Raw genomic sequence first — 19,151 nt, forward strand, 5'->3', positions numbered from 1 at the left:
ACGACTGCGCAAACCTACAGGCGACGCTGAAAAGCTCTGACAATCTTGAGCGTGGCGTCGCTTGTGTTCAGGTTCTGGACCGCGTCCAGCGGATACCACATGCAATCGAAAATTTCGTTCTGTGGCCGGGCTTCGTCCGAGTTGAGCACCGACGCCTCATAAACATGGTGCCGGGTACTGCCCGTTTCCAGCTCCATCAAGTACAGCAAGCCGTCCACCCCCAGCCCGGTTTCTTCCTGGAGTTCGCGCATGGCTGCGCCCGCCGTGGTTTCACCACGCTCGACTTTTCCTCCGGGCAAGGTCCAGCGACACCTGGGTTTGCGCACCAGGAGAACATACCGATCCTGCTCGCAAATGACTGTTGCCCGTACTTTCATGTGTTACTAAACCGCCGCGTGTCATAAAACAGTCATAAAAATGCAATATTCAGGCCGAGGCCCGTGTTTCAAGGGTTGGAGTCGAGGGAACTGCAGAAAGTGCATAAGGAATGTCGTAAACCCGACGCGACGTCTGGTCGGCACTTGGGCAAGGGGCGGGTGTAAGGTAGCCAAGTCAATCGTGGCTTATCACTGCCGAAAAGGAGGTGACTATGAGCGTTCCGATGCTGAATAAAATGCACATGAACGGTTATGACGTAATCAGCGTAAACAACGGCCCCTGGCGGGTCTGCACCAAAGGTGACCGGCTCGGTGCCTTTGGCAGTAGAGAGGAGGCACTGGCGTTTGCAGCCGCTCTTCCTGCCTACAAAGCCAGAGCGGGTCGATCGACTGCAAGCCAGAACCCAGAATAAGCAAGCGATTGAAGCCCTGGCATGCCAGGGCTTTTTTTGTCTTCAAACCAGGAGCGAGAGGATTTTAAACGTGACATTTGGGTGATAGGGTGGCCGCTTTCAATTCAAGGAAGAAAGCATGTTGAAAGGTCGCTGGGCTGCTCTGGCAATAGTGCCAGCTCTTTACGTTGCGGTTGTCGGTCAGGCTCTAGCCCAGACGCAAGGCGAGATTCACACCAATCAACAGGTCTGCGATGTTTTCCGAACATTGGCCGGATCGATCATGCAGTCCCGGCAAAAGGGCGAATCGAAAGAAAGTCTGCTGGCCGTGAAGTCGGGTAATCCTGATCATGACAAGTTGGGTGCCATGTTGATCAACGAAGCGTACAGCCAGCCTGTCCGCAATTCTCAAGAACTCAAAAGCAAAGCGATTATTACCTTCGCGGATAAATGGCGCGATACCTGTAATAAGCCGGTGTCCGGCTAGTTCCAGTCAGCCATCTCGGCTAGTAACCGTCGCCTGAACTGCGAGAAGGTTCCATGGCTTTCTGCCGTGCGTGACTCCATTGCGCGCAGGTCAGAAAGCTTTTGTGGTCGACCTTGAACGCTCCCGCTAATGAGCTTTCTGAGCTTTCGTCCGACTGATGGTTTTGGCTTTCACTTCTTCGGCATAGCCCGCCAGTCGCTCTTCATCGCCTTGAAAAAGAGCGCACAATCTCAGCACTGCTTCTGCATCTACATCATTACCAGCCAGGCGCAGCTGCTTTTCCAGGCGCAAGAGTTCCACTGCCGACCATCTAAGGTCCGACGCAACACTTTGCAGGTCACGCCGAAGTACGTTTTCATCTTCGTTAAGCCACATGATGACCTCCTGCAAATACCCCGCTACAAAAGAGTAGCCCCAATTAACGGGCGAGGCGTTCGTTCGTCGGCTGCCCAATGAATGGAAGACGCACCGCTTGTCGGGAGGATGGGCCCGAACGAACCGTAGTGATGTCGTACTGAGGTGGCGAATTTCCGCTAGGACGAGGCAACTTCAATGACCAGCACCGATGATTTCAGATTCCATGCGCAAGCGCTGATTGTTGATCTGGACGCAGCAACGACGGAGATGATGAATCTGATTTCGGCTCATCAGTTGAGCGGTCCGGAGTGGGAACGAGTCACTCAATGGCAGCATGAGGCGTACGAGCGATGGATGGCGTATTTGAATGAAAGGTCCTATCCAGACACTGGCGATCACCCATCAACGCCCTGAGGGTGATTCAATTGATGGATGTCTGGACCGCTACGCGCTACATTTCCCGTTTTTCAGGATAAGGAAGCGTCATGCGGATGTTGATTGGGGGAGTAGCGATGGCGATGCTGGCAGGTTGTTCATTGCCGGCATCCCTGGTTCCAGGTGAGCCTAACGTCAGCAAATACAGTAACAAACCGCCCAAAGAGTATGCCGCGTGTCTGTTGCCATTATGGCAACAGGAAGTCTCCAGAACGACTCAGACTGCGATTTCCAATGGCTACCGGATCAACGCGCCGAGCATCATTACGGCTGACGAAATTCTGGATATCGTGAAATACAAGGATGGCAGTCGGGTTTCGCTTTATCAGGGGCCACCGTGGGCCAAGTCGGACGCAATGCGTAAAGCGGTTCGCAGCTGCTTGTAAAACACACTTCATGTGAACTTCGTTTGTAAGCGCCGTATGTCGGAACCGAGGAACGGTTATTCGCTGGAAATCTTCCAAGTGAAAACTGTCCTTGGGAGTTTGGCGATGAATGATGATCAGAAGAAGCAAGCGCTGGCTGCCTGGTACAAGCTCCTCAACGAGCCGGAAATTCGCATGGATTGTGAAGATCAGTACGACGAGTTGCTCAAGGCGGCTGATGAAATGGAGCGCACCGGACTGATCAACGGCGTGGAATGGCGCAAATTGGTGCAGGAAGCGGGCATGGCCTTTTCAAAGGCGATTGAGGGCGTGGGCGGCGGCACTTGAGTGAGCCGCACTCCGGCCTTACGGTAACTCCTCCCAACTAACCTGAATCAAGCCATATTTTTGCGCATGGCTGCGCAGCGCATCGAAATTTTGTTGATCGTGATTGTCCCCATACGAAAGCCCGATCCCCGAATGCAGGCAGGCGTAGTACCAAGCGTCTGCCTCATTCATGTGGTAGTCGGGTTGAATAAAAATATGCCGAGTCTTGTTGTAACCATAGGTGATTTGAAAATATCGAGGGCGGGTCATCCGAATCTCCAGGTGCTGCCACTACGACATTAATGGCGTAGTGCCAGTTCCCTCTGTTTTCGGACTTTGTTCCGCTTAAGCAAAACGCAATGTTTTTCTTTCATTCAGCTTGCACATGCTCATGGCGTAATCACGCATGGCGCTCATCCAGCATGCACTGGAGGCACTCAGCATTGAGCTGCGAGCATTCATTTTCGGCTTCTATCCGTGTTGGGTAGGTGGTGGGGAGCCTTCGCTTTTCTTCATTGTCGTAGAGGTTGAACCCTATGGGGGCGGTTTTGCAGTAGAAGCGCGTTCCGTTGCGCGTTGATCCCGTTTCCGTGGGAATTGCAGGGACGACAACGAATCGTGAAATCATCTAGGCGTACTCCTTCCGAATTCACCTTAATGTGTAGCGGCTACTGGCCACCACCGCAAGGGCGCGCTTGAAGTATCTGATGAACAGGCGGGGTTTACCGTTGGGACACCGACAGGGAAGCGCTCAGGAAGTTGGGCGGCGCCGCTCGCTGCCAGAAGGGTTGCCAGTGTCCAGCAGCCTCCTTTCTACCAGGACATTCTGAAGTGCCTGGCGGTTTTCAGCGTCCAGCTGGTGCTCTCTCTCCTTGAGTTCCATCAGGATAGGGCTGGAGTAGGTGCGATAGATTTTTTCGGCTTTGTAAATGGACGTCATCTATCCTCCTTGATCAGGCGCTACAGAATCAGCGCCATTCGATTCGGTAGAAACCCTAGTCGAGGAAACGGCTTTTCGCCAATCAATTGCACTGCAATGGTGCGCCTGTTGACGTGTGGCGGTTCAGCCAGAAAGTGGACGTTCCCGAATCTTACAAGCCGGGGATGACGAGGATTGGATACAACCCACCTCACCTATCCTTTGTGGCTGGAAATTTGACGGTAAGCAAAATTGAAAGGCGAAGAAAATGCGCGGATTCAGCGCGCTCTTCCTGGGCGAGTTGATTCTGTTGAGATTCGATAGTTTGTATATCCCGCTCGGCTGTCGGTAGAACTTGATTGACATCAACCGTAAGCATCGGACTGCCCTGTACGCTAGGGAAAACGATGAACATGACAGCCACTGTGAGTGAATCGTGTTCATTGGAGCCAGGAGCGAGAATCCCATGCTCTACCCGCTATTTCTGACGTTACATCTGTTTGCCGCGCTGATTTTCATCGGCACGGTATTCTTCGAAGTCCTGTTCCTTGAAAGTATCCGCAAACAGTTGCCCGTCAAGGTCATGCTACTGGTCGAACAGGGGATCGGTGGTCGCGCACGCACCTTGATGCCATGGGTGTTGCTGGCGCTGTTCGGTGCCGGGGCAGGGATGGTCTGGTTGCGCTACTGGCCGACCCTTGCCACTCCAATGGCCTCATCGTTCGGCACGTTGCTGATGTTGAAGATCGTGGTCGCGGTCAGCGTACTGCTGCACTTCCTGGTCGCCATGTACCTGTTCAAAACTGACCGGATGCGTGCTCGGTACCTGCATCTCATTCATGGCAGCCTGTTCTGCCACATGGTCGTCATCGTACTGCTGGCCAAGGGCATGTTTTACCTGACGTGGTGACCAGGCTCGACCGGTGGTCTGTTGCACAACCAGCACTGTGCCCGCGCTTGATACAAATCAAGGTGCATGAGTCGCCAGAACCCGACACTGGTAGTCCGCAGCCCGTCTCGGAGACCCGTCATGCTCAATTTTTTCCCCCATCCCCGCGAGCTGGACATCCGGTGCGATCAAGGTGTGTTCGATCCCAACTGCCCTGTTGGCACTGAAAAATTCCATGACGGTATCGGCTCGCTTGATTTGCTCCGTGCCTTACGTGTCAGCCGCCAGAAGTGCCGTCCGCTGTCGCTGAGTGTGCAGCTGCCTTCTAACCTGAGGCCTGCCTTGTGTTCCCCCCGCGATATTTCATGCGAGCACAGGGGGGTCGAACACTATCTTCAGCGTCTGCTGCACGAGATTGACCTCGTCGGTTGTCATCTGGGGACCGGGCAGCGGGTCGAGCAGTTTCATTTGGGGGGCGGAACCCCCGCAATCGCCCACCTCAGACGGCTGATGAGTCATCTTCATGGCCGATTCAACTTTCTCGGGCATGAGTGCGGTGACTACAGCATTGAAGTTGATCTTCACCACACCGACTGGTCGACCATGGGCGTGCTGCGAGACCTGGGATTCAACCATGTCAGCATCGGCGTTCCCGACATCGGTGCCGACAGTGAAATGTCGGTGGACTGCTACCAGAACCCGGCACCCATCCATTCGCTGATCGATGCCGCTCGCACCTTTGGATATCGATCGATCAATGTTGACCTGGGTTATGGTCATGCCTGGCAGACACCCGAAAGTTTTGCGCTGAAACTGGCCACCATCATCGAACTGGAGCCGGACCGCCTGCTGGTATTTGATTATTCCCGGCCACCCCAACGCTATCGACCGATACCCGGGGACAAAATCAGAGCACTGTGTGGCGATAATGATAAAAGCGCGATGCGCCAGAGCTGCTTTGAACAGTTGATCGGCGCGGGTTATCACTACATTGGCCTGGGGCAGTTCGTCCGGGCCGATGATGATTTGGCGATTGCGCAGGAGCGGGGCCGGTTACGCCGCACCTGTGAGGGTTTTACCCGTCACGGGTATTGCGATCACATCGGCTTCGGTTTGGGCGCTATCAGCCAGATTGACGATTTGTACGCGCAAAACACCGACGCGCTTGAACGGTATTGTCAGCAACTGGACATGGATCAGCTGCCGACCAGTCGCGGTTGGCGCTGCGAGGCCGGGAGCCAGATCAGGCAACTCGTGATGGAGCGACTGGCGTGTGATCTGGAGCTGGATATTCAGGCTGTCGAAACGCGTCACGGACTGATTTTTCGCCAGTACTTTTCATCCATCTGGTCGGTGTTGGAGCAACTGAGTCGTGACGGGTTGATTGAACTGTCCGACCGTTTCATCTGCATTCTTGAGGCCGGCAGGCCGCAAGTGGATGCCATCTGCAACCTGTTTGAAAAGGATTCGGGCGGTGCGGGGCATGAACCCCATTGCGAGTAAATTGATCATGACGACATCATTTGATTTCAATCGCGCCCTGGTCGAAAAATATGACCGTCCGGGGCCGCGTTTTGAGTGAACAACACTGCCGAAAGCAATGATTTCTTACGAATTACCGACCTCAAATAATCACTGCGTAGCTGAAACCATGTGCTGGACTTGCTCATCTAACAATCACCTGCCTACTAATAATCGTACGCAGGAATTACGATCCTTAATCCACAAAACAGATATAGGACCAGTCTGAATTATCTAAATAGCTGCGCTGGAGCAGTTTTGCAAAAGCACTTGGGCATTACACCGGATCTAGCATGCCCAGAGCGGATCCGTCGCGCCTACAAACCCCTTGACCTACCAAAACAGCGACGTGGTGGTGGCGGAGTACATCTATAAGAACAGGGCGAGTGATGGGGCCCAGATGGTATGCGTTTTTAGTCCTAGTCCTATGTCGAGCGCATTCAGTCCTCTTTAAAATGTCCGAAGAATAAACTCTGGGACAATTATCGTGAATTCAATCAGTGCCTGCGGGCCCAGTGACCTAGTGAGCCTGCACGTCATGGTAGTGGAGTCTGATGTCCCGCGGGCGGCGCGTTTATTATCATTATTTCGGTCTCTGGGCATCTGCAAGCTTAGCGTTGTATGCGGGTTGCAGGATCTCAGCCCTCAGCTTAGCCAGAGTCAGGTGGATGTGCTTGTGGCTGAGATTAATCCGACCAGTAACGATGGGCTGATGTTGCCCAGCGCGTTAAAAATGCACTATGGCTCGGCATGTCGCTCCCAATCTCCGCGGATTCTCTGGTTGGCTGAAGCTGAGCAGTCGTCAACGGTATCTTCGCTGACGGAGCGATACAGTGGTGTAACTTCTCTTGTTGTCCCGCCCAGAGAAAGGCGTGAAGGTGTTTCCATCAACGCGCTCGATGCTCACGCTCAATTGGCGTGCGCCGCAGGGTTCATCGCAAGAAATCTGTACTCCTTCTGTCCCACAGCCGTAGCTGATGCGTTGCACGCACTTCTTGCTATGCCGAAGATGGCCTATCGGTCGCTGCCCGCAAGGCGAGATGTGCCGAGTGAAGAGGATGTCATCATTGCGCTCGCTACCGGGGAGGGGCTTCGCGTGGTGTTCCAGCCGCAGCATGATTTGCGAACCGGAGAGATTGTTGCCGCTGAAGCGTTAGTGCGTTGGTGTCATCCGAGGCATGGCGATATTTCACCCGTGATACTGATCCCACTGGTCAACAAATTGGGCTTGCACTTGCTTTTGTTCAGTTTTGTGAAGGCCAAGGTGCTTGAGGTGCTGTCTTCTTTGCAATCGATGCAACTGCAGATACCCGTCTCCGTCAATGCCTCGGTCGATACCCTGTGCACTGTAGGGTTTTCAGCCCGCTTGGCCGAACGAATGATACGGGCGGGTTTGCCGAACCACTTGCTGAAGATCGAGCTTACGGAAGACATTCCAGTGATGGACGAATTGTGTTTGTCGGCCGCGCTCAACGCGCTCAAAGTTCGAGGCTTCGGTGTGTCGCTTGACGATTTCGGCTCTGGCTCTGCAACGTTGCGGCAAATCGCGCGCATGCCGTTCGACGAAGTGAAAATAGACGGCGCGCTTATTCGCGATCTGGACACCAAATCTACGGCGCGTCGGGTGGTGGCGGCGACACTCGCGCTGGCACGCCGCTTGAACATGACGGTGGTTGCCGAAGGTATTGAAACGGAGTCGTGCAAGATATTGCTTCGCCGGCTTGGCTGCACCTATGGTCAGGGCTTCGCACTCTCCAGGCCGATGGAGGTTGAAACTTTCCTGAGCAGGCTGACGGTGGACAAGCAATCGGGTGTGATGCAGGAATCTCTCGCCTAAGGCTTGTAGAGGTGCGTAAGCTAATCGCACCACTTTAAATAACTTTTGGTTCTGACCGCACGAAAATCAACGCGTGCACCCATAAACTGACTAGTCTTCAACGTCAGATCACCGCTGTCATGCTGTCTCGCGAGCTTGGTATACCCAAATATGAAACGTCTTCGTATTGCGCTCTTGGACGACCACGCGATTGTTCGCCATGGTCTTTGTGCCCGCCTCAGTAAGGAAGCTCTGTTTGAATTGGTTGGCAACTACGGAACCACTCGTGAACTGATGGCTGGATTGCCAATAAACCCCGCGGATTTGTTGTTACTCGATTACGCATTGGGTCCGGATGAACTGGACGGGGTTTCGTTGATTCGAGCGATCCGAATGAAATTCCCTGATTGCCGCATATTGGTTTTATCTGCACATCACGATCCTTCTACTGTCGCGCTCGCTTTGAGAGTGGGTGCGCGTGGTTTTATCGGCAAGGGCGAAGACCTGCCAAATCTCATCCGTGCCATCCACGCGGTGGCATCAGGCGCTGTTTATTTAACTGCGGAGATGTCGTATAGCGTCGCGGAGGCAACCACGCAAACCAGCGTAAAACCCGCCGAGGAGTCACCCGATGCGTTGCAAGCGGCATCGCTATCTGCGCGGGAGCAGGAGGTCATTCGCTGTTACCTGGCCGGGATGACCGTTTCGGAAATCGCCGAAAAGTTTAACCGCAGTATCAAGACGATCAGCACGCAAAAAACGGCTGCATTTCGCAAACTGGGTGTGACGTCCAATAACGGCCTGTTCAAACTCAAAGATACCCTTGGCTCGCCATGAGGTGTCTGTGGGGCGCCAGTTTGATACTCGTCTTCGCCTTGTTTCGTGTAGAGGCGTATGCCGGTGAGCCGGACAGTACACTCCAGCTAACCGGTGTCGAACGCGTCTGGATTGCCGAGCATCCGGTGCTGCGCGTTGCAGTCATGGAGGGTTTTGGTGCGCTGGAGTACATGCAGGACTCCAAGCTCTCGGGACTGTCAGTCGAGTACCTGAACGCGATCTCGAGCAAGCTGGGCATAACCTTCAGCTATGTAGTGACAGAGGGCGGCGGCGCGCGAATCGCCCTTTTGCAACAGGGCAAAGTGGACTTGATCTCTACGGTGCGCAGCATCGGCCCGATATTGGCGATCCCTGGCCTCGCATTGACTGATCCGTACCATGTCAGTCCTGCCATCGTAATCTCACGAGCTAAAATGCCTTTGATATTTGATCTAGCCCAATTGGAAGGCAAGCGAGTCGTGATCGCAGCCAAGGGGCCTTTTGAACCAATTTTACATGCCAGCGTCAAGAACGTCAGTGTGATAAAAAGCAGTTCAGCGCTGGAAGCCCTGAGGCTAGTCGAAGTGGGGGACGCTGACGTGGTGCTGGGTACCGAAACTTACCTGATGCCCTATTTCAGCTCGCAATTTGAAGGTGTGTTGCAGTTGTCCGGAGTGATCGCCTCAATGAATTCCGCGATCAGCATGGCAGTGGGTGAAGACCAAACCATACTGCTGTCCATACTCCAAAAAACACTGGCATCGATATCGGTGGAGAGCGCCTACCATATGCACAAGCATTGGCTCGTCGCCTCGGGATATGGAGCAACGGCGGATTCCAAGTCGATCCTTGATGAGCATCTGCACGAAGTCACCCTGGCAGGGCTGATGCTCGCAATATTACTGGGCCTGGTCCATCAGACCCATCGTCAGCGTCGCAGGGCAGTGCGCAGCGAGCGCGAGAAGGCGAAGTTCCTGGCGGTGATGAGTCACGAAATCCGATCGCCCATGAACGCAATCCTGGCGGCCGTGGAGCTGCTGTCCCTGACCCGGCTCGATCATGAACAGCGTCATCTCTCGACACTCGCCACCAGCGGCGCCAACACGTTGTTGGCCCTGCTCGATGACGTGCTGGACATGTCCCGGCTTGATGCCGGGCAATTGCATCTGGAGCTGGAGGCTGTGAATCCCGCAGCGCTGGCGGAGAAGGCGATAGCGCTTTACGGACTTCGTGCCCAGGCCAAGGGCATCGGTTTGACCCTGGAAGCGCCCGATACGACTAGGTTTTTGATGCTGGATGAGGGGCGGGTGAGTCAGATCCTGCACAACCTGATTTCCAATGCGATCAAATTCACCGAGCGCGGTTCCGTTCAGGTGAAGGTCGTCATGGGTGAAACTGCCCTCCCTGATCTGAAAAAACTCGATATCTTGGTGATCGACAGCGGAATCGGTATTTCTCCTCACATTCAAGAACGTCTGTTCGAACCTTACTCACAGGCAGAACATTCGTACAAACGATCCGGAGGAACCGGGCTTGGCCTGGTGATCTGTCGAGAGCTGGTTGAGCTGATGGGCGGCACCCTGTCGCTCACTAGCGCCGTTGGCGAGGGAACGGTGATGGCGCTCTCGCTGTACGCTGAAGTCACGACGGCGCCGGCTGGAGAGCTCGCCTTAGGTAATCAGTTCGAACCATCGCATTTGACGTCGCCGGAGGTTGCCGAACCGCGTGCGGGCGAGCTGACTGCAACCCTGCGCATACTGGTGGTGGAGGATACTCGTGCCAACCAGGAAGTGTTACTGGCCCAGCTCCACCAGTTTGGATTCGTCGCGGCACTCGCCCCCGATGCAGCGCAGGCCGTGTTGCAATTTGAACAGCAGGTATTTGATCTGGTGTTGCTGGACTGTGATTTGCCGGATAAGGATGGCTACACCGTCGCCACTGAACTGCGCGCGCTTGAGCTTGACCTGGGACGGCCGCGCTGCCCGATTATTGCGATCTCTGCGTCCACCGGGCATGACCATTCCGAGCGCTGCTTTGACTACGATATGGACGGCATGCTGAGTAAGCCAATTCAACTTGCCAAGTTGAAATCAACCATTGAGCTTTGGTGTGAGGTGGCTGTCGTGCAAAAACAACTTGAGCCCGCCGGTCAAGTCAGCCTCGGTCTGAACCAGATCCGAACGTCGATTCTCGACGACTTGTTACATTTGCTGGAGGCTGTGATTCACGGCGATTCGCAGCTTGCGTTGCACAGAGCCCATCGTTTGCACGGTGCAGCACTTGCCATGGGTTGGATCGACATTGCATTGGCCACACAAAAGTTCGAAAGCCTGCTGCGCTCCGACACATCGTTGGACGAAATGCATGCCCGTGCGCACTTGCGAGAGATCATGCAGCAGTGGCGTCGCCTCGATCAGGAACTATCGGCACCCGCACATGAAAGATAAGCACTCGGCAGCACTTTGGATGTTCGCGTTACTCGGCTTTTCGTGCCTGTTGGTTTCCATGGACCGACGCATTTTCTGGGTGCTCGCCAGCGGTGTTCGATACGAACTGGGGCTCACGCAGCTGCAGGTGCAAATGGCTTCTGAAGCCACACAGTTTGGCTTGGGGGCAGCGAGTCTGGCGGCAGGGTATCTGGTGCGAGCCTTCAACCGTAAAGGGGTGGCCATGGTGGGGCTGTTGATAGCCTCAATGGCGACGTCCGGGGCCGCGTACGCCCTGGATTTCCACGGTATGTTCGCTGCTCGATTGATGGTCGGTATCGGGATCGCGTTGAATCTCGTGGCCATGGTGGCGATTGGCATCAGTAACTTCCCGCGCCACCGATCCAACGTCGTCGCTGCGGTGTTGTTTTTCACGGGGGCAGGCTCTTTAATTGCGGTCAATCTGGGCACTATTATCGACGAAACGACGGGCTGGGATGATCCACTGATTGCGTTCGGTTTAGCGGGGCTGCCAATGGCGGTTGCGGTTTTCATTTTGCTCAAACCCTGGTTCAGCGAGGCGGTTGAGCCGCGACGGCTGGACAGCTACCCAGCCCAACTGTCACTGGCCAAATCGATGTGCTCATATCGCGTCCTACTGTTGGGGGGCATGACCGTATTACTGAGTCTGTGCATTTCCAGTTTTCGTGATAACTATCTTTACCATGTGCGTGAGGAGAGTGGCTTTACCTGGCAATTTGGACAATTGGCAGTCAGCGCGTACGCATTCGGAAATTTGTTCGCATTCTATGGTGCATCGGTATTTGAACGGTACGGCGCCCGCCGTGTGCTGATCGCGTCATTGGCGCTGACGGTCATCTTGTCGTTTTTTATTTTTATCACGGATTGGGAATACGCCGGCGTCCACGTCGTATTGTCCATGTTGTTGGGTATCAGCCTGGGTGGGATTGCGACGGTCGCATTGCTCTCAGAAATGATTGGATCTGTTGTGGCAGCGCAACGGGGCCCCGTTATCGGCCTCTTTTTCGGCTGCCTGTTTTTGCCCAATATCTTTTCCAATGGGCTGTGTCAGTCCGTGGAGGGTGCAATCGGACATGCGGCGGCGGGCTTGCTGCTGATGTCAGGTAGCGCATTGATCGCTGCGGTACTCGCAACCCGATTGCCGACGCCGCCAAAGAAGCACCATAGAGTATGATTAAGATTCATTACTGGCACTATCTACAAATGATGCTTTAACGCTACTTCTATTTTTTTCAGATTGGTCCGATTTTAAATTCCCCCAGCGCTCGCCACGCTCAGGTTTGTTGTTACAAGCAAATCTGTAGCGTGGAGCGAATATGTTTAGTCAAACAGTTTCAAGAATTATTGTTGGCATTGGCGTGTTCGGCGTGTTGGCTTTTTCGCTTGCGTGTTTTGCAAAAGATGCGATCCAGGATCTCGGTAAAACAAATGGGTTGGCGGATTTGGTGCTGATCCAGGACTGGAGGAACGGTGATCTGGCTATATTGATCAGGCATGAAGAGCGATGCGATCGCTCCAGCAATCTTTGCTTCGGACCGGCTGACGGTGTCACTGTAGTTGGCAGCGAGCGGGCGAAAAAAATCGGTGCAAAACTAAGGGAGCAAATTGGCCTCGACGATGTAGACAGGCTGACAAGTCCCATGGTGCGCACCGTTCAGACAGCGCAATTTATGTTCGGTGGCGCCAGGCAACTACCCAGCAGACACACGATTTGCGGGAAAGATGTCGTTCGTCGATTGAGCGAACACAAGGACAGTGATAGGAGCCTGATATTGATGACTCACAGTACGTGTATCAATGATTTGATCAAGTCGGCGGGTTATCGCGGTGAGGGTGAGCCTGATTATGGAAGTTTGCTTTTCGTAAAGTTTTTACCGCAAGGCGAGATCGAAATTGTCGGAAATCTGAATTTAGATTAATTGATTGAATCGGCGATCGAAACGCAAGCACTTGCCTTTCACTGGCAGTTAGCTGAGCTAATTATTGAAGCTAAAACCAGCAAGAAAACACAATTCAGACTGTTCCTAAATCCAGAGGTGCGTCGAGCAGTCATCATAGGGGCTCACTCACTAACGGTGTTTCAACCATGTTCAAGAAACTCGCTATCGTAGTTCCAATGGCTTTCCTCGCTATGGCTTCTACCGCTGCATTTGCTGCTGAACAGGCATCTCACAGCATTGATCTGAAAGCGCACGTACCTACTAACAGCTTCTACGTTTTACCTGTAAACGCTGAAATCATCAGTGCTGAACAAGTAATCGTTTACGATGTGCCAAGCATGAAGTTCAAACCATTCGTAGAGAGCTTCGATGCGAAGCACACGGCGGGCTCGATCAACGCAAGCGTCGATATGGCGACTGCCAACCTGTACAACGGCAATACCAAGATTGATTTGGGCGTTGAGTTCAATGGTGTGAAGCTGAACGGCACCGGCCAGGAAGTGATCAGCGCGGTCAATGCCAAGGCGGGTACTCGCGTTGATTTGAAAATTACTCCGGCAGCTGCAACAGCCCCTACTGGTTACGCGCCAGGCGATTACACAGGCACTGTGGCACTGACATTTGATGCTGTCGTCGCTGCTAAATAATTAGTTTAGCGCAATGACTCGCGCACTAACTTGGCGGTGATTCAAGCAGATCGATTGGACGTGTCTAATCGATCTGCTTTCCAGTGGGCTTGTTCCAGGCAAGAGTATCTCCAGCATGTTCCCTATAACGCTCATTGTAGCGGCGCTATTGCCGTTGCTGTGTTTTAGTGCGTTCGCCGCGTCCGAGGCAAACACCGGTTCGCCAAAAAGTTTGCTGGCGCAAGCATCGGGGCTGCCTTCGGATTTTGCCGAGCACTTTTTTGATGTGCCACTGGCAGTTCGCGTAGAGCTGGACAAACAATTTCTGGGTGAGGCCATCGTGGTCTTGTCACGTGACGATAAAGTCACCCTTATTGAGTTGATCGAAAGTGCACACGGCCAAATCAGCTTGAAGGAGCTTGATACTTGGACTGCTTATCTGAAGCAGGGTGTGAGTCTGGGGGCGTGTGCAGATAATTGTGCAAACGGGCTCCTTGCCGTGCATTACAGTCTTGAAAACTCGAAGTTGTTGATCGTGACGCAACAGGCTGAGCGCAGTGTCGATACACCTCGTTACTACGAGCAGCCCAAGGATGGCAGCAGCGGCCTTATCGTTCGGAATCAATTGAACCTCAACGGTGGGCAGGAGCAATCCCCTGGCGGGCGTTATGGGCTGGAAGCCACGGGCAGTCTGGGTAACTGGACGCAAACCTTCGGGCTGCAAATGGCCCGCTTGGGTGGGGATGACGAGCAGTTGTATCACTCAGTTCAAGACCTTTATACCCAGCGTGAGCTGCAGGGCAACTTCGTCCGCCTTGGCTACTTTACCCCTAGCTCCACCGGTGTGAGCCTTCAGCCACGGTTGATGGGTAACTCCCTGGATACGACTCTCGGGTTGATGTATGGCAGCTCCGATAGTCTGGCGATCAACAGCGCGCAACCCAGCGTTTATCCGATCTATGTCACCACCAACCGTCAGGCTTCGGTAGAGATCTATCGCAATGGTGTTCTGGTTAACACCCAGCCTGTATCGGCGGGATTGCAGACACTTGAAACTCGTAACTTGCCGAGCGGTATTTATGAGGTGGAAGTGCGCATCGTTGAAGATGGGCATGTTACTTCCACCAGTAAGGAGTTGGTCTATAAGCCAAGCAACTGGGGTAACGCCGACGAGCGCTGGCGCTACAATCTGTTTGCGGGGCGTGAAAGTCAGCTGTGGAGCAACTGGGAGGAGGCCGAAGCCGGCGAAGAACTGACGGCCGGCGCAGCGTTCAACTATTTACTGCATCCTCGCGTAATTGTTGGGCTGTCGGGCCGGCAAATCCGCCAGCAGTTGCAATACGGCACGACCCTGGACTGGACGTTGACTGACGAAGTGCGAGTCTTCGCCAACCTTTATCAGACACAGGATTACGGTACGGGAGTCGACATGCAGACTCAGTACGTCTATGGCCCTGGTAGTGTGTCTTTGAGTCACAACCGAAGTTGGCTTGACACCCGCAACACCTATGAAGTGTTGCCGGATGGTACACGGCTACGCCAGCGCAACCAGTATGTCGGCCAAACCAGCTCCTCCTCCGCGTCGTGGAATCATCGGGTTGATCGCAAGCGATCATTCAACGCTAGGGTGTCTCACAGCCAAGGCAACATAGTGGGCGTGGGTATTGACTTGGGCTTCACCCAACAAACCAACTGGATGGGCAGTGATGCCAGTTGGCGCTTCTCGGTGTTTGATCGCCCAGGCAGCATTAGTACCGATAACGAACGTAATCGTGGCGTTGAGTTGAGTGTGAATCTGGCGCTGGGGGCGGAGGGCGAGCAGTGGACCGCCAGCCTTGGTACGCGGACCTCGCGCGATGGAGACCGCGACAACAATGGCTCGATCAGTTATCGGCGTGACCTGCGTGACCATACGTTGCAGAGTGTCTCCGCGACAGCGACCGTCGACACCTACGGTGTGGGCGTTTCCGGTTTGGCGCAGTTTGAAACCGATGTCGTCACCGGCGACGTTTTTGCTCAGCGTTCTTCCTACAACGGTTCAATCAACGGTGGTTTGAACCTCGATAGTACAGTCGCCATTGGCGGGCAAAAGATGACGTTGGCGCGCACTGGGCAAGCCGGTGGGGCGGGAATGATCATCGATGTCGAATCGGACCTAGACGATATCGTCTTGCGCGCCGATGACTTGTCCGGCGGCAGCGTAATGTTGCGAGGTGGCCGTAACTTCATACCGATCACGGCTTACAAAAACAGCTCCGTCAGCTTCGACTTCGAAGGCACTGACGTGCCGGCGGCGAGCATCCAGCCTACGCGCAGCGCTTATCACCTGAACAAGGGAGCGGTGGCGTATCGCAAGATCAGCGTGATGAAAACGGTAACAGTTCTGGGGCGCCTGCTCAGCCCGAAGGGCGAACCACTGAAAGGGCACCACATCATCAATCACGCCAGTCGTGGCGTTAGTGAAGTCGATGGGTTCTTTTCAATGGAAATGAATGCAGGAACACCGACCCTCGAAGTTCGCTATGGCGATCGGTTGTTGTGCCAATTCCGCGTCGACACTTCGAGTCAGAACATGGAAAACAATGTGCTGATGATCGGTGACCTGCGTTGCGATCCGAAAACACTGGCTGTCACTACGAACAACAGCGAAAACGCCGGCTAAGCCGTGCTTCTGGCGATGTATCACAGGATCAAATGATGAGTACTTTAAAGTTGACGCGTGTATGGATGGGTAGCCGTCTTTTTCTTGCACTGTTGTTCGTGCTGGCCAGCCCGTCGGCCTGGGCTGTGAATGTACCGATCAAAGCAAAGTTCACACCGGACCCGAATAACACCCGAGTCAATGAGTTTGTGAACTTGACACCCATCAGCGGTTATTGCACAGAGCCTCGCGCAGGTTGCAAAGCTCTAAAAATATTCAGTATTGAAGCGAAGCTGAGTTTCGTCCCAGAAACAGTCCCCCAGAATGCAGACGTTTACATCAAAGCGCCTGGGGATTGGAGAAAAGTAAAGGTCACCCATCCGACTGCAGGTTCGCAAGAAGTTGAAATCAGAATTGGAGGGGTCGGTTCAACTTATCGCTTGGGTAGCTCTGCTAAAACTATCTCAGGTACAAATTCGGGCAGCCTTCAAGTTCAGCACTCTTTGCTTTGGGGCGCGGCGAACGGCCGCGACTGGGTGTTCGTGCCAAGCGGTTGTGCCTATACCGGGAAGTCGTATGTAAGTGCGGTTACCTACAATTTTTTCTGGAAGGTCCTGGACTCAAGTCGCTGCTCCAAAAAATCCAGCTATGAACTTCCCGGTTTTACCTTTGATAATATCGATTTTTCCTATGAGTTGCGTACGCCTAATCCGTTGGCGATGCATTCGGGTACCTACACAGGCAGCCTAATTTTTGAAGTGGGGCCAAACAAAGATTTTGATTTTAACGGGATGACGCCCGTAGACAATGTTGTCTCGTTCGATTTCTCACTTGAGGTGGTGCATTCCCTCAAGATTGAAATACCACCAGGCGGTGACAGGGTTGAGTTGGTGCCAGAGGGCGGTTGGCAACGCTGGTTGAATGGTGGCAAGGCTCCGTCTCGCTTGTTTCGAGATCAGACTTTTCTTATCTCATCCAGTACCCCGTTTAAAATGTATATAGAGTGTGGGAGCCGCAGTGGTGACTATTGTAATCTCGATGATCCGACCGGGACGAGTTCGGTTCCGGTGCAGGTAAGCGTTACTTTGCCCGGTGGATTTTCCGATCATTCAGGAGCGAGTATCCAACGGCGCGCACTTAATCATATTCAAGGTATGAGTGCGGCATCGGCGGGTAGCGCGCTGCAAGTGAAACCCGCGTATTACGTCGATAGATCCCCCGCGATGTTGCATTTTGAGGTGCCCAAACAGGGGGTAGACGAGGTACTTAAGAAAGATGGGTCGTCTCGCTATAACGGCAAAATCACCGTCATTTGGGATTCCGATATTTAGTACTGTTTTGTATAGCAACCTATTTTAGTTGAGAGTTAATGTGATGAAATTTACAATATTGTTATGGTCTGTCTGTTTGTTGTTATCTGTCACTGCCCAAGCGGGTCCGAGTATCAATGTTGGCGTGATCTACGATTACCTGGAGGCTGATCAGAGCACCTACCTTAAACGGGTGTTTAACAGTGGCGACAGTACGGCCTTCGTCAAAGTGAATATTTTCGAGATTGTCTACGATGCCAATGGCACGTCCACCGAAGTCCCCGTCGCAACCGACACTACCACTTTTGTGCGTAATGGTTTGATGGCCAGTCCGGCTCGCCTTATTGTCCCGGCGGGGGGCGCGCAGGGTACACGGTTGCTATACATGGGGGGGCGAGATAAAGAACGTTACTTTCGCGTGCGCTTTGTCCCCGTATTACCGGAAAAAGAAGATCAGTTTGCCGTTTCTGCTGAAGAGCGTGACCGTTACAAAAAGAGCTTGTCAGCGGGATTAAATATATTGGCAGGCTACGGCACTATTTTCTTTGTTCGACCTAAGGACACCCGTTTTGATACGCAGATAAGCAACACCGCTGATCGATATTCCCTGCAGAATAACGGTAATAGCGTCGTCATTGTTGATGAGTTCAAAGATTGCGCGCTGAAAAAGGAGGCAGACTGCAGGCCCACAAGCAAACACCACATTCTGGCGGGGCGCACGTATCAGTTTAGCAAGGAGCTTGGCCGTGAATATCGTTTTAAACTTATAGAGGGGAGCAGCAGCAAAGAGGTTGAGGTGTCCACTCGCTAACCAGCGTCGGACGGCATGTATAAATGCCTGGCGCGTGCCTGATGATTGATAAGAGGTGGGGTATGATAGATAAGTTCGCGTGGTTATCTATTGCGATTTTGATGGTCATGAGCTCATCTGCGCATGCGGATAAAATAGCTCATGTGTTTGACGTGTCACTGGATGTCCCCAAACCGATATTTTACGTATTGCCCGTGGGCCCAGATTGGATTCACCGTAGCCAATACTTGGAGTGGAATATTCTTAATTCGACACTGGGTGGTTTGCGCAAAGAATTCGATGTGCGGAATAATAGTGGGGCAATTACAGCAGAGCTGGCCGGTAAACCTTTACTTTCTAACGGTATCCCAGGTCAGGAAATTGCATTGACCGTTGTTTTCAATGGTGCAACCTTAAGTGAGTTTTCCAAGGCAGACGCAGTATCAGCTGCCGACGCAAACGTCGGTAAACGAGTCCTTCTTGAAATCTCGCCGGTGAAGCCCGCGAGCGGGTATCGTCCGGGTAACTACTTTGGTAGCGTCCACCTGTTGTTTAATGCGGTGGCGCCGTTCTGATATGTACCGCTTGGGGAATTTAAACTGGAACTGACGCTGTGCCCTTCAAGGTAAACGCTAGGATTGTAGTCGTTAGCCTGAACTCTCTACTGGCCGGGTG

The 19,151-nt window shown here is 53.4% G+C and carries 22 protein-coding genes and 1 pseudogene; 17 read left to right on the top strand and 6 right to left on the bottom strand.

From position 1 onward, the window contains the following. Positions 1-14: 14 nt before the first annotated feature. Positions 15-377 (bottom strand): NUDIX hydrolase, encoded by a 363-nt coding sequence (locus ACA072_RS12665; protein WP_497624605.1) that lies wholly within the window; start codon positions 375-377, stop codon positions 15-17. 212 nt (positions 378-589) lie between these two features. Between ACA072_RS12665 and ACA072_RS12670 the strand changes: the two genes are divergently transcribed. Together ACA072_RS12670 and ACA072_RS12675 are read left to right on the top strand one after the other, a co-directional pair. Further along, positions 590-790 carry a DUF2188 domain-containing protein gene (locus tag ACA072_RS12670; protein ID WP_497624606.1) on the top strand — a complete coding sequence of 67 codons (201 nt, stop codon included), beginning with the start codon at positions 590-592 and terminating at the stop codon, positions 788-790. Between the two features lie 118 nt (positions 791-908). Next, the gene (locus ACA072_RS12675) at positions 909-1,256 is read left to right on the top strand and encodes a hypothetical protein (protein WP_497624607.1); all 348 of its coding nucleotides are present in this window, start codon (positions 909-911) and stop codon (positions 1,254-1,256) included. A gap of 19 nt (positions 1,257-1,275) precedes the next feature. Here the strand turns inward: ACA072_RS12675 and ACA072_RS12680 are convergent. Both ACA072_RS12680 and ACA072_RS12685 read right to left on the bottom strand, forming a co-directional pair. Next, positions 1,276-1,371 (bottom strand): annotated as a pseudogene (locus ACA072_RS12680) (osmotically-inducible lipoprotein OsmE); the annotation flags it as partial. Between the two features lie 11 nt (positions 1,372-1,382). Continuing rightward, on the bottom strand, positions 1,383-1,631 hold the full coding sequence (locus tag ACA072_RS12685) for a hypothetical protein (protein WP_497624608.1): 249 nt from the start codon (positions 1,629-1,631) through the stop codon (positions 1,383-1,385). 177 nt (positions 1,632-1,808) lie between these two features. Here ACA072_RS12685 and ACA072_RS12690 point away from each other — a divergent pair, with 177 nt between their 5' ends. The 3 genes from ACA072_RS12690 to ACA072_RS12700 all read left to right on the top strand — a co-directional run bounded on the left by ACA072_RS12690 (position 1,809) and on the right by ACA072_RS12700 (position 2,761). Next, positions 1,809-2,027: a hypothetical protein gene (locus ACA072_RS12690; protein WP_497624609.1), complete on the top strand. Its 219-nt coding sequence runs from the start codon at positions 1,809-1,811 to the stop codon at positions 2,025-2,027. A gap of 71 nt (positions 2,028-2,098) precedes the next feature. Next, positions 2,099-2,434 (top strand): hypothetical protein, encoded by a 336-nt coding sequence (locus tag ACA072_RS12695; protein ID WP_497624610.1) that lies wholly within the window; start codon positions 2,099-2,101, stop codon positions 2,432-2,434. 105 nt (positions 2,435-2,539) lie between these two features. Next, complete coding sequence (locus ACA072_RS12700) at positions 2,540-2,761, top strand: hypothetical protein (protein WP_497624611.1); 222 nt, start codon at positions 2,540-2,542, stop codon at positions 2,759-2,761. A gap of 18 nt (positions 2,762-2,779) precedes the next feature. On the opposite strand, the gene ACA072_RS12705 is transcribed toward ACA072_RS12700, so the two are convergent. The 3 genes from ACA072_RS12705 to ACA072_RS12715 form a co-directional block, all read right to left on the bottom strand. After that, on the bottom strand, positions 2,780-3,010 hold the full coding sequence (locus tag ACA072_RS12705) for a DUF6555 family protein (protein ID WP_497624612.1): 231 nt from the start codon (positions 3,008-3,010) through the stop codon (positions 2,780-2,782). Positions 3,011-3,140: 130 nt separating this feature from the next. Next, positions 3,141-3,368, bottom strand: coding sequence for a hypothetical protein (locus tag ACA072_RS12710; protein ID WP_497624613.1), 228 nt, complete (start codon positions 3,366-3,368; stop codon positions 3,141-3,143). A 123-nt stretch (positions 3,369-3,491) separates the two neighbouring features. Next, positions 3,492-3,680, bottom strand: a complete 189-nt coding sequence (locus tag ACA072_RS12715) for a hypothetical protein (RefSeq protein ID WP_497624614.1) — start codon at positions 3,678-3,680, stop codon at positions 3,492-3,494. Between the two features lie 445 nt (positions 3,681-4,125). On the opposite strand from ACA072_RS12715, the gene ACA072_RS12720 reads away from it, so the two are divergent. The 12 genes from ACA072_RS12720 to ACA072_RS12775 all read left to right on the top strand — a co-directional run bounded on the left by ACA072_RS12720 (position 4,126) and on the right by ACA072_RS12775 (position 19,051). Next, on the top strand, positions 4,126-4,569 hold the full coding sequence (locus tag ACA072_RS12720; RefSeq protein ID WP_497624615.1) for a CopD family copper resistance protein: 444 nt from the start codon (positions 4,126-4,128) through the stop codon (positions 4,567-4,569). Positions 4,570-4,689: 120 nt separating this feature from the next. Further along, complete coding sequence (locus ACA072_RS12725; protein WP_497624616.1) at positions 4,690-6,051, top strand: oxygen-independent coproporphyrinogen III oxidase; 1,362 nt, start codon at positions 4,690-4,692, stop codon at positions 6,049-6,051. A 694-nt stretch (positions 6,052-6,745) separates the two neighbouring features. Further along, the gene (locus ACA072_RS12730; protein WP_497624617.1) at positions 6,746-7,906 is read left to right on the top strand and encodes an EAL domain-containing protein; all 1,161 of its coding nucleotides are present in this window, start codon (positions 6,746-6,748) and stop codon (positions 7,904-7,906) included. 150 nt (positions 7,907-8,056) lie between these two features. Next, a complete protein-coding gene (locus tag ACA072_RS12735) occupies positions 8,057-8,722 on the top strand; it encodes a response regulator (protein WP_497624618.1) in 666 nt (221 codons plus the stop codon). A gap of 20 nt (positions 8,723-8,742) precedes the next feature. Beyond that, positions 8,743-11,148 carry an ATP-binding protein gene (locus ACA072_RS12740; RefSeq protein ID WP_497624619.1) on the top strand — a complete coding sequence of 802 codons (2,406 nt, stop codon included), beginning with the start codon at positions 8,743-8,745 and terminating at the stop codon, positions 11,146-11,148. Then, entirely contained in the window at positions 11,138-12,343 is a 1,206-nt protein-coding gene (locus tag ACA072_RS12745; protein WP_497624620.1) for an MFS transporter, read from the top strand. Before ACA072_RS12740 ends, ACA072_RS12745 begins: the two co-directional genes overlap by 11 nt. 142 nt (positions 12,344-12,485) lie before the next feature. Then, the gene (locus ACA072_RS12750) at positions 12,486-13,088 is read left to right on the top strand and encodes a histidine phosphatase family protein (protein ID WP_497624621.1); all 603 of its coding nucleotides are present in this window, start codon (positions 12,486-12,488) and stop codon (positions 13,086-13,088) included. Between the two features lie 167 nt (positions 13,089-13,255). Further along, positions 13,256-13,756, top strand: coding sequence for a CS1 type fimbrial major subunit (locus ACA072_RS12755; protein WP_497624622.1), 501 nt, complete (start codon positions 13,256-13,258; stop codon positions 13,754-13,756). Between the two features lie 115 nt (positions 13,757-13,871). Next, positions 13,872-16,397, top strand: coding sequence for a TcfC E-set like domain-containing protein (locus ACA072_RS12760; RefSeq protein ID WP_497624623.1), 2,526 nt, complete (start codon positions 13,872-13,874; stop codon positions 16,395-16,397). Positions 16,398-16,432: 35 nt separating this feature from the next. Further along, a complete protein-coding gene (locus ACA072_RS12765; RefSeq protein WP_497624624.1) occupies positions 16,433-17,707 on the top strand; it encodes a hypothetical protein in 1,275 nt (424 codons plus the stop codon). A gap of 43 nt (positions 17,708-17,750) precedes the next feature. Further along, a complete protein-coding gene (locus ACA072_RS12770) occupies positions 17,751-18,497 on the top strand; it encodes a molecular chaperone (protein WP_497624625.1) in 747 nt (248 codons plus the stop codon). A gap of 62 nt (positions 18,498-18,559) precedes the next feature. After that, positions 18,560-19,051, top strand: a complete 492-nt coding sequence (locus tag ACA072_RS12775) for a CS1 type fimbrial major subunit (RefSeq protein ID WP_497624626.1) — start codon at positions 18,560-18,562, stop codon at positions 19,049-19,051. Positions 19,052-19,151: the final 100 nt, after the last annotated feature.

Source organism: Pseudomonas sp. LBUM1656 (assembly GCF_059716065.1).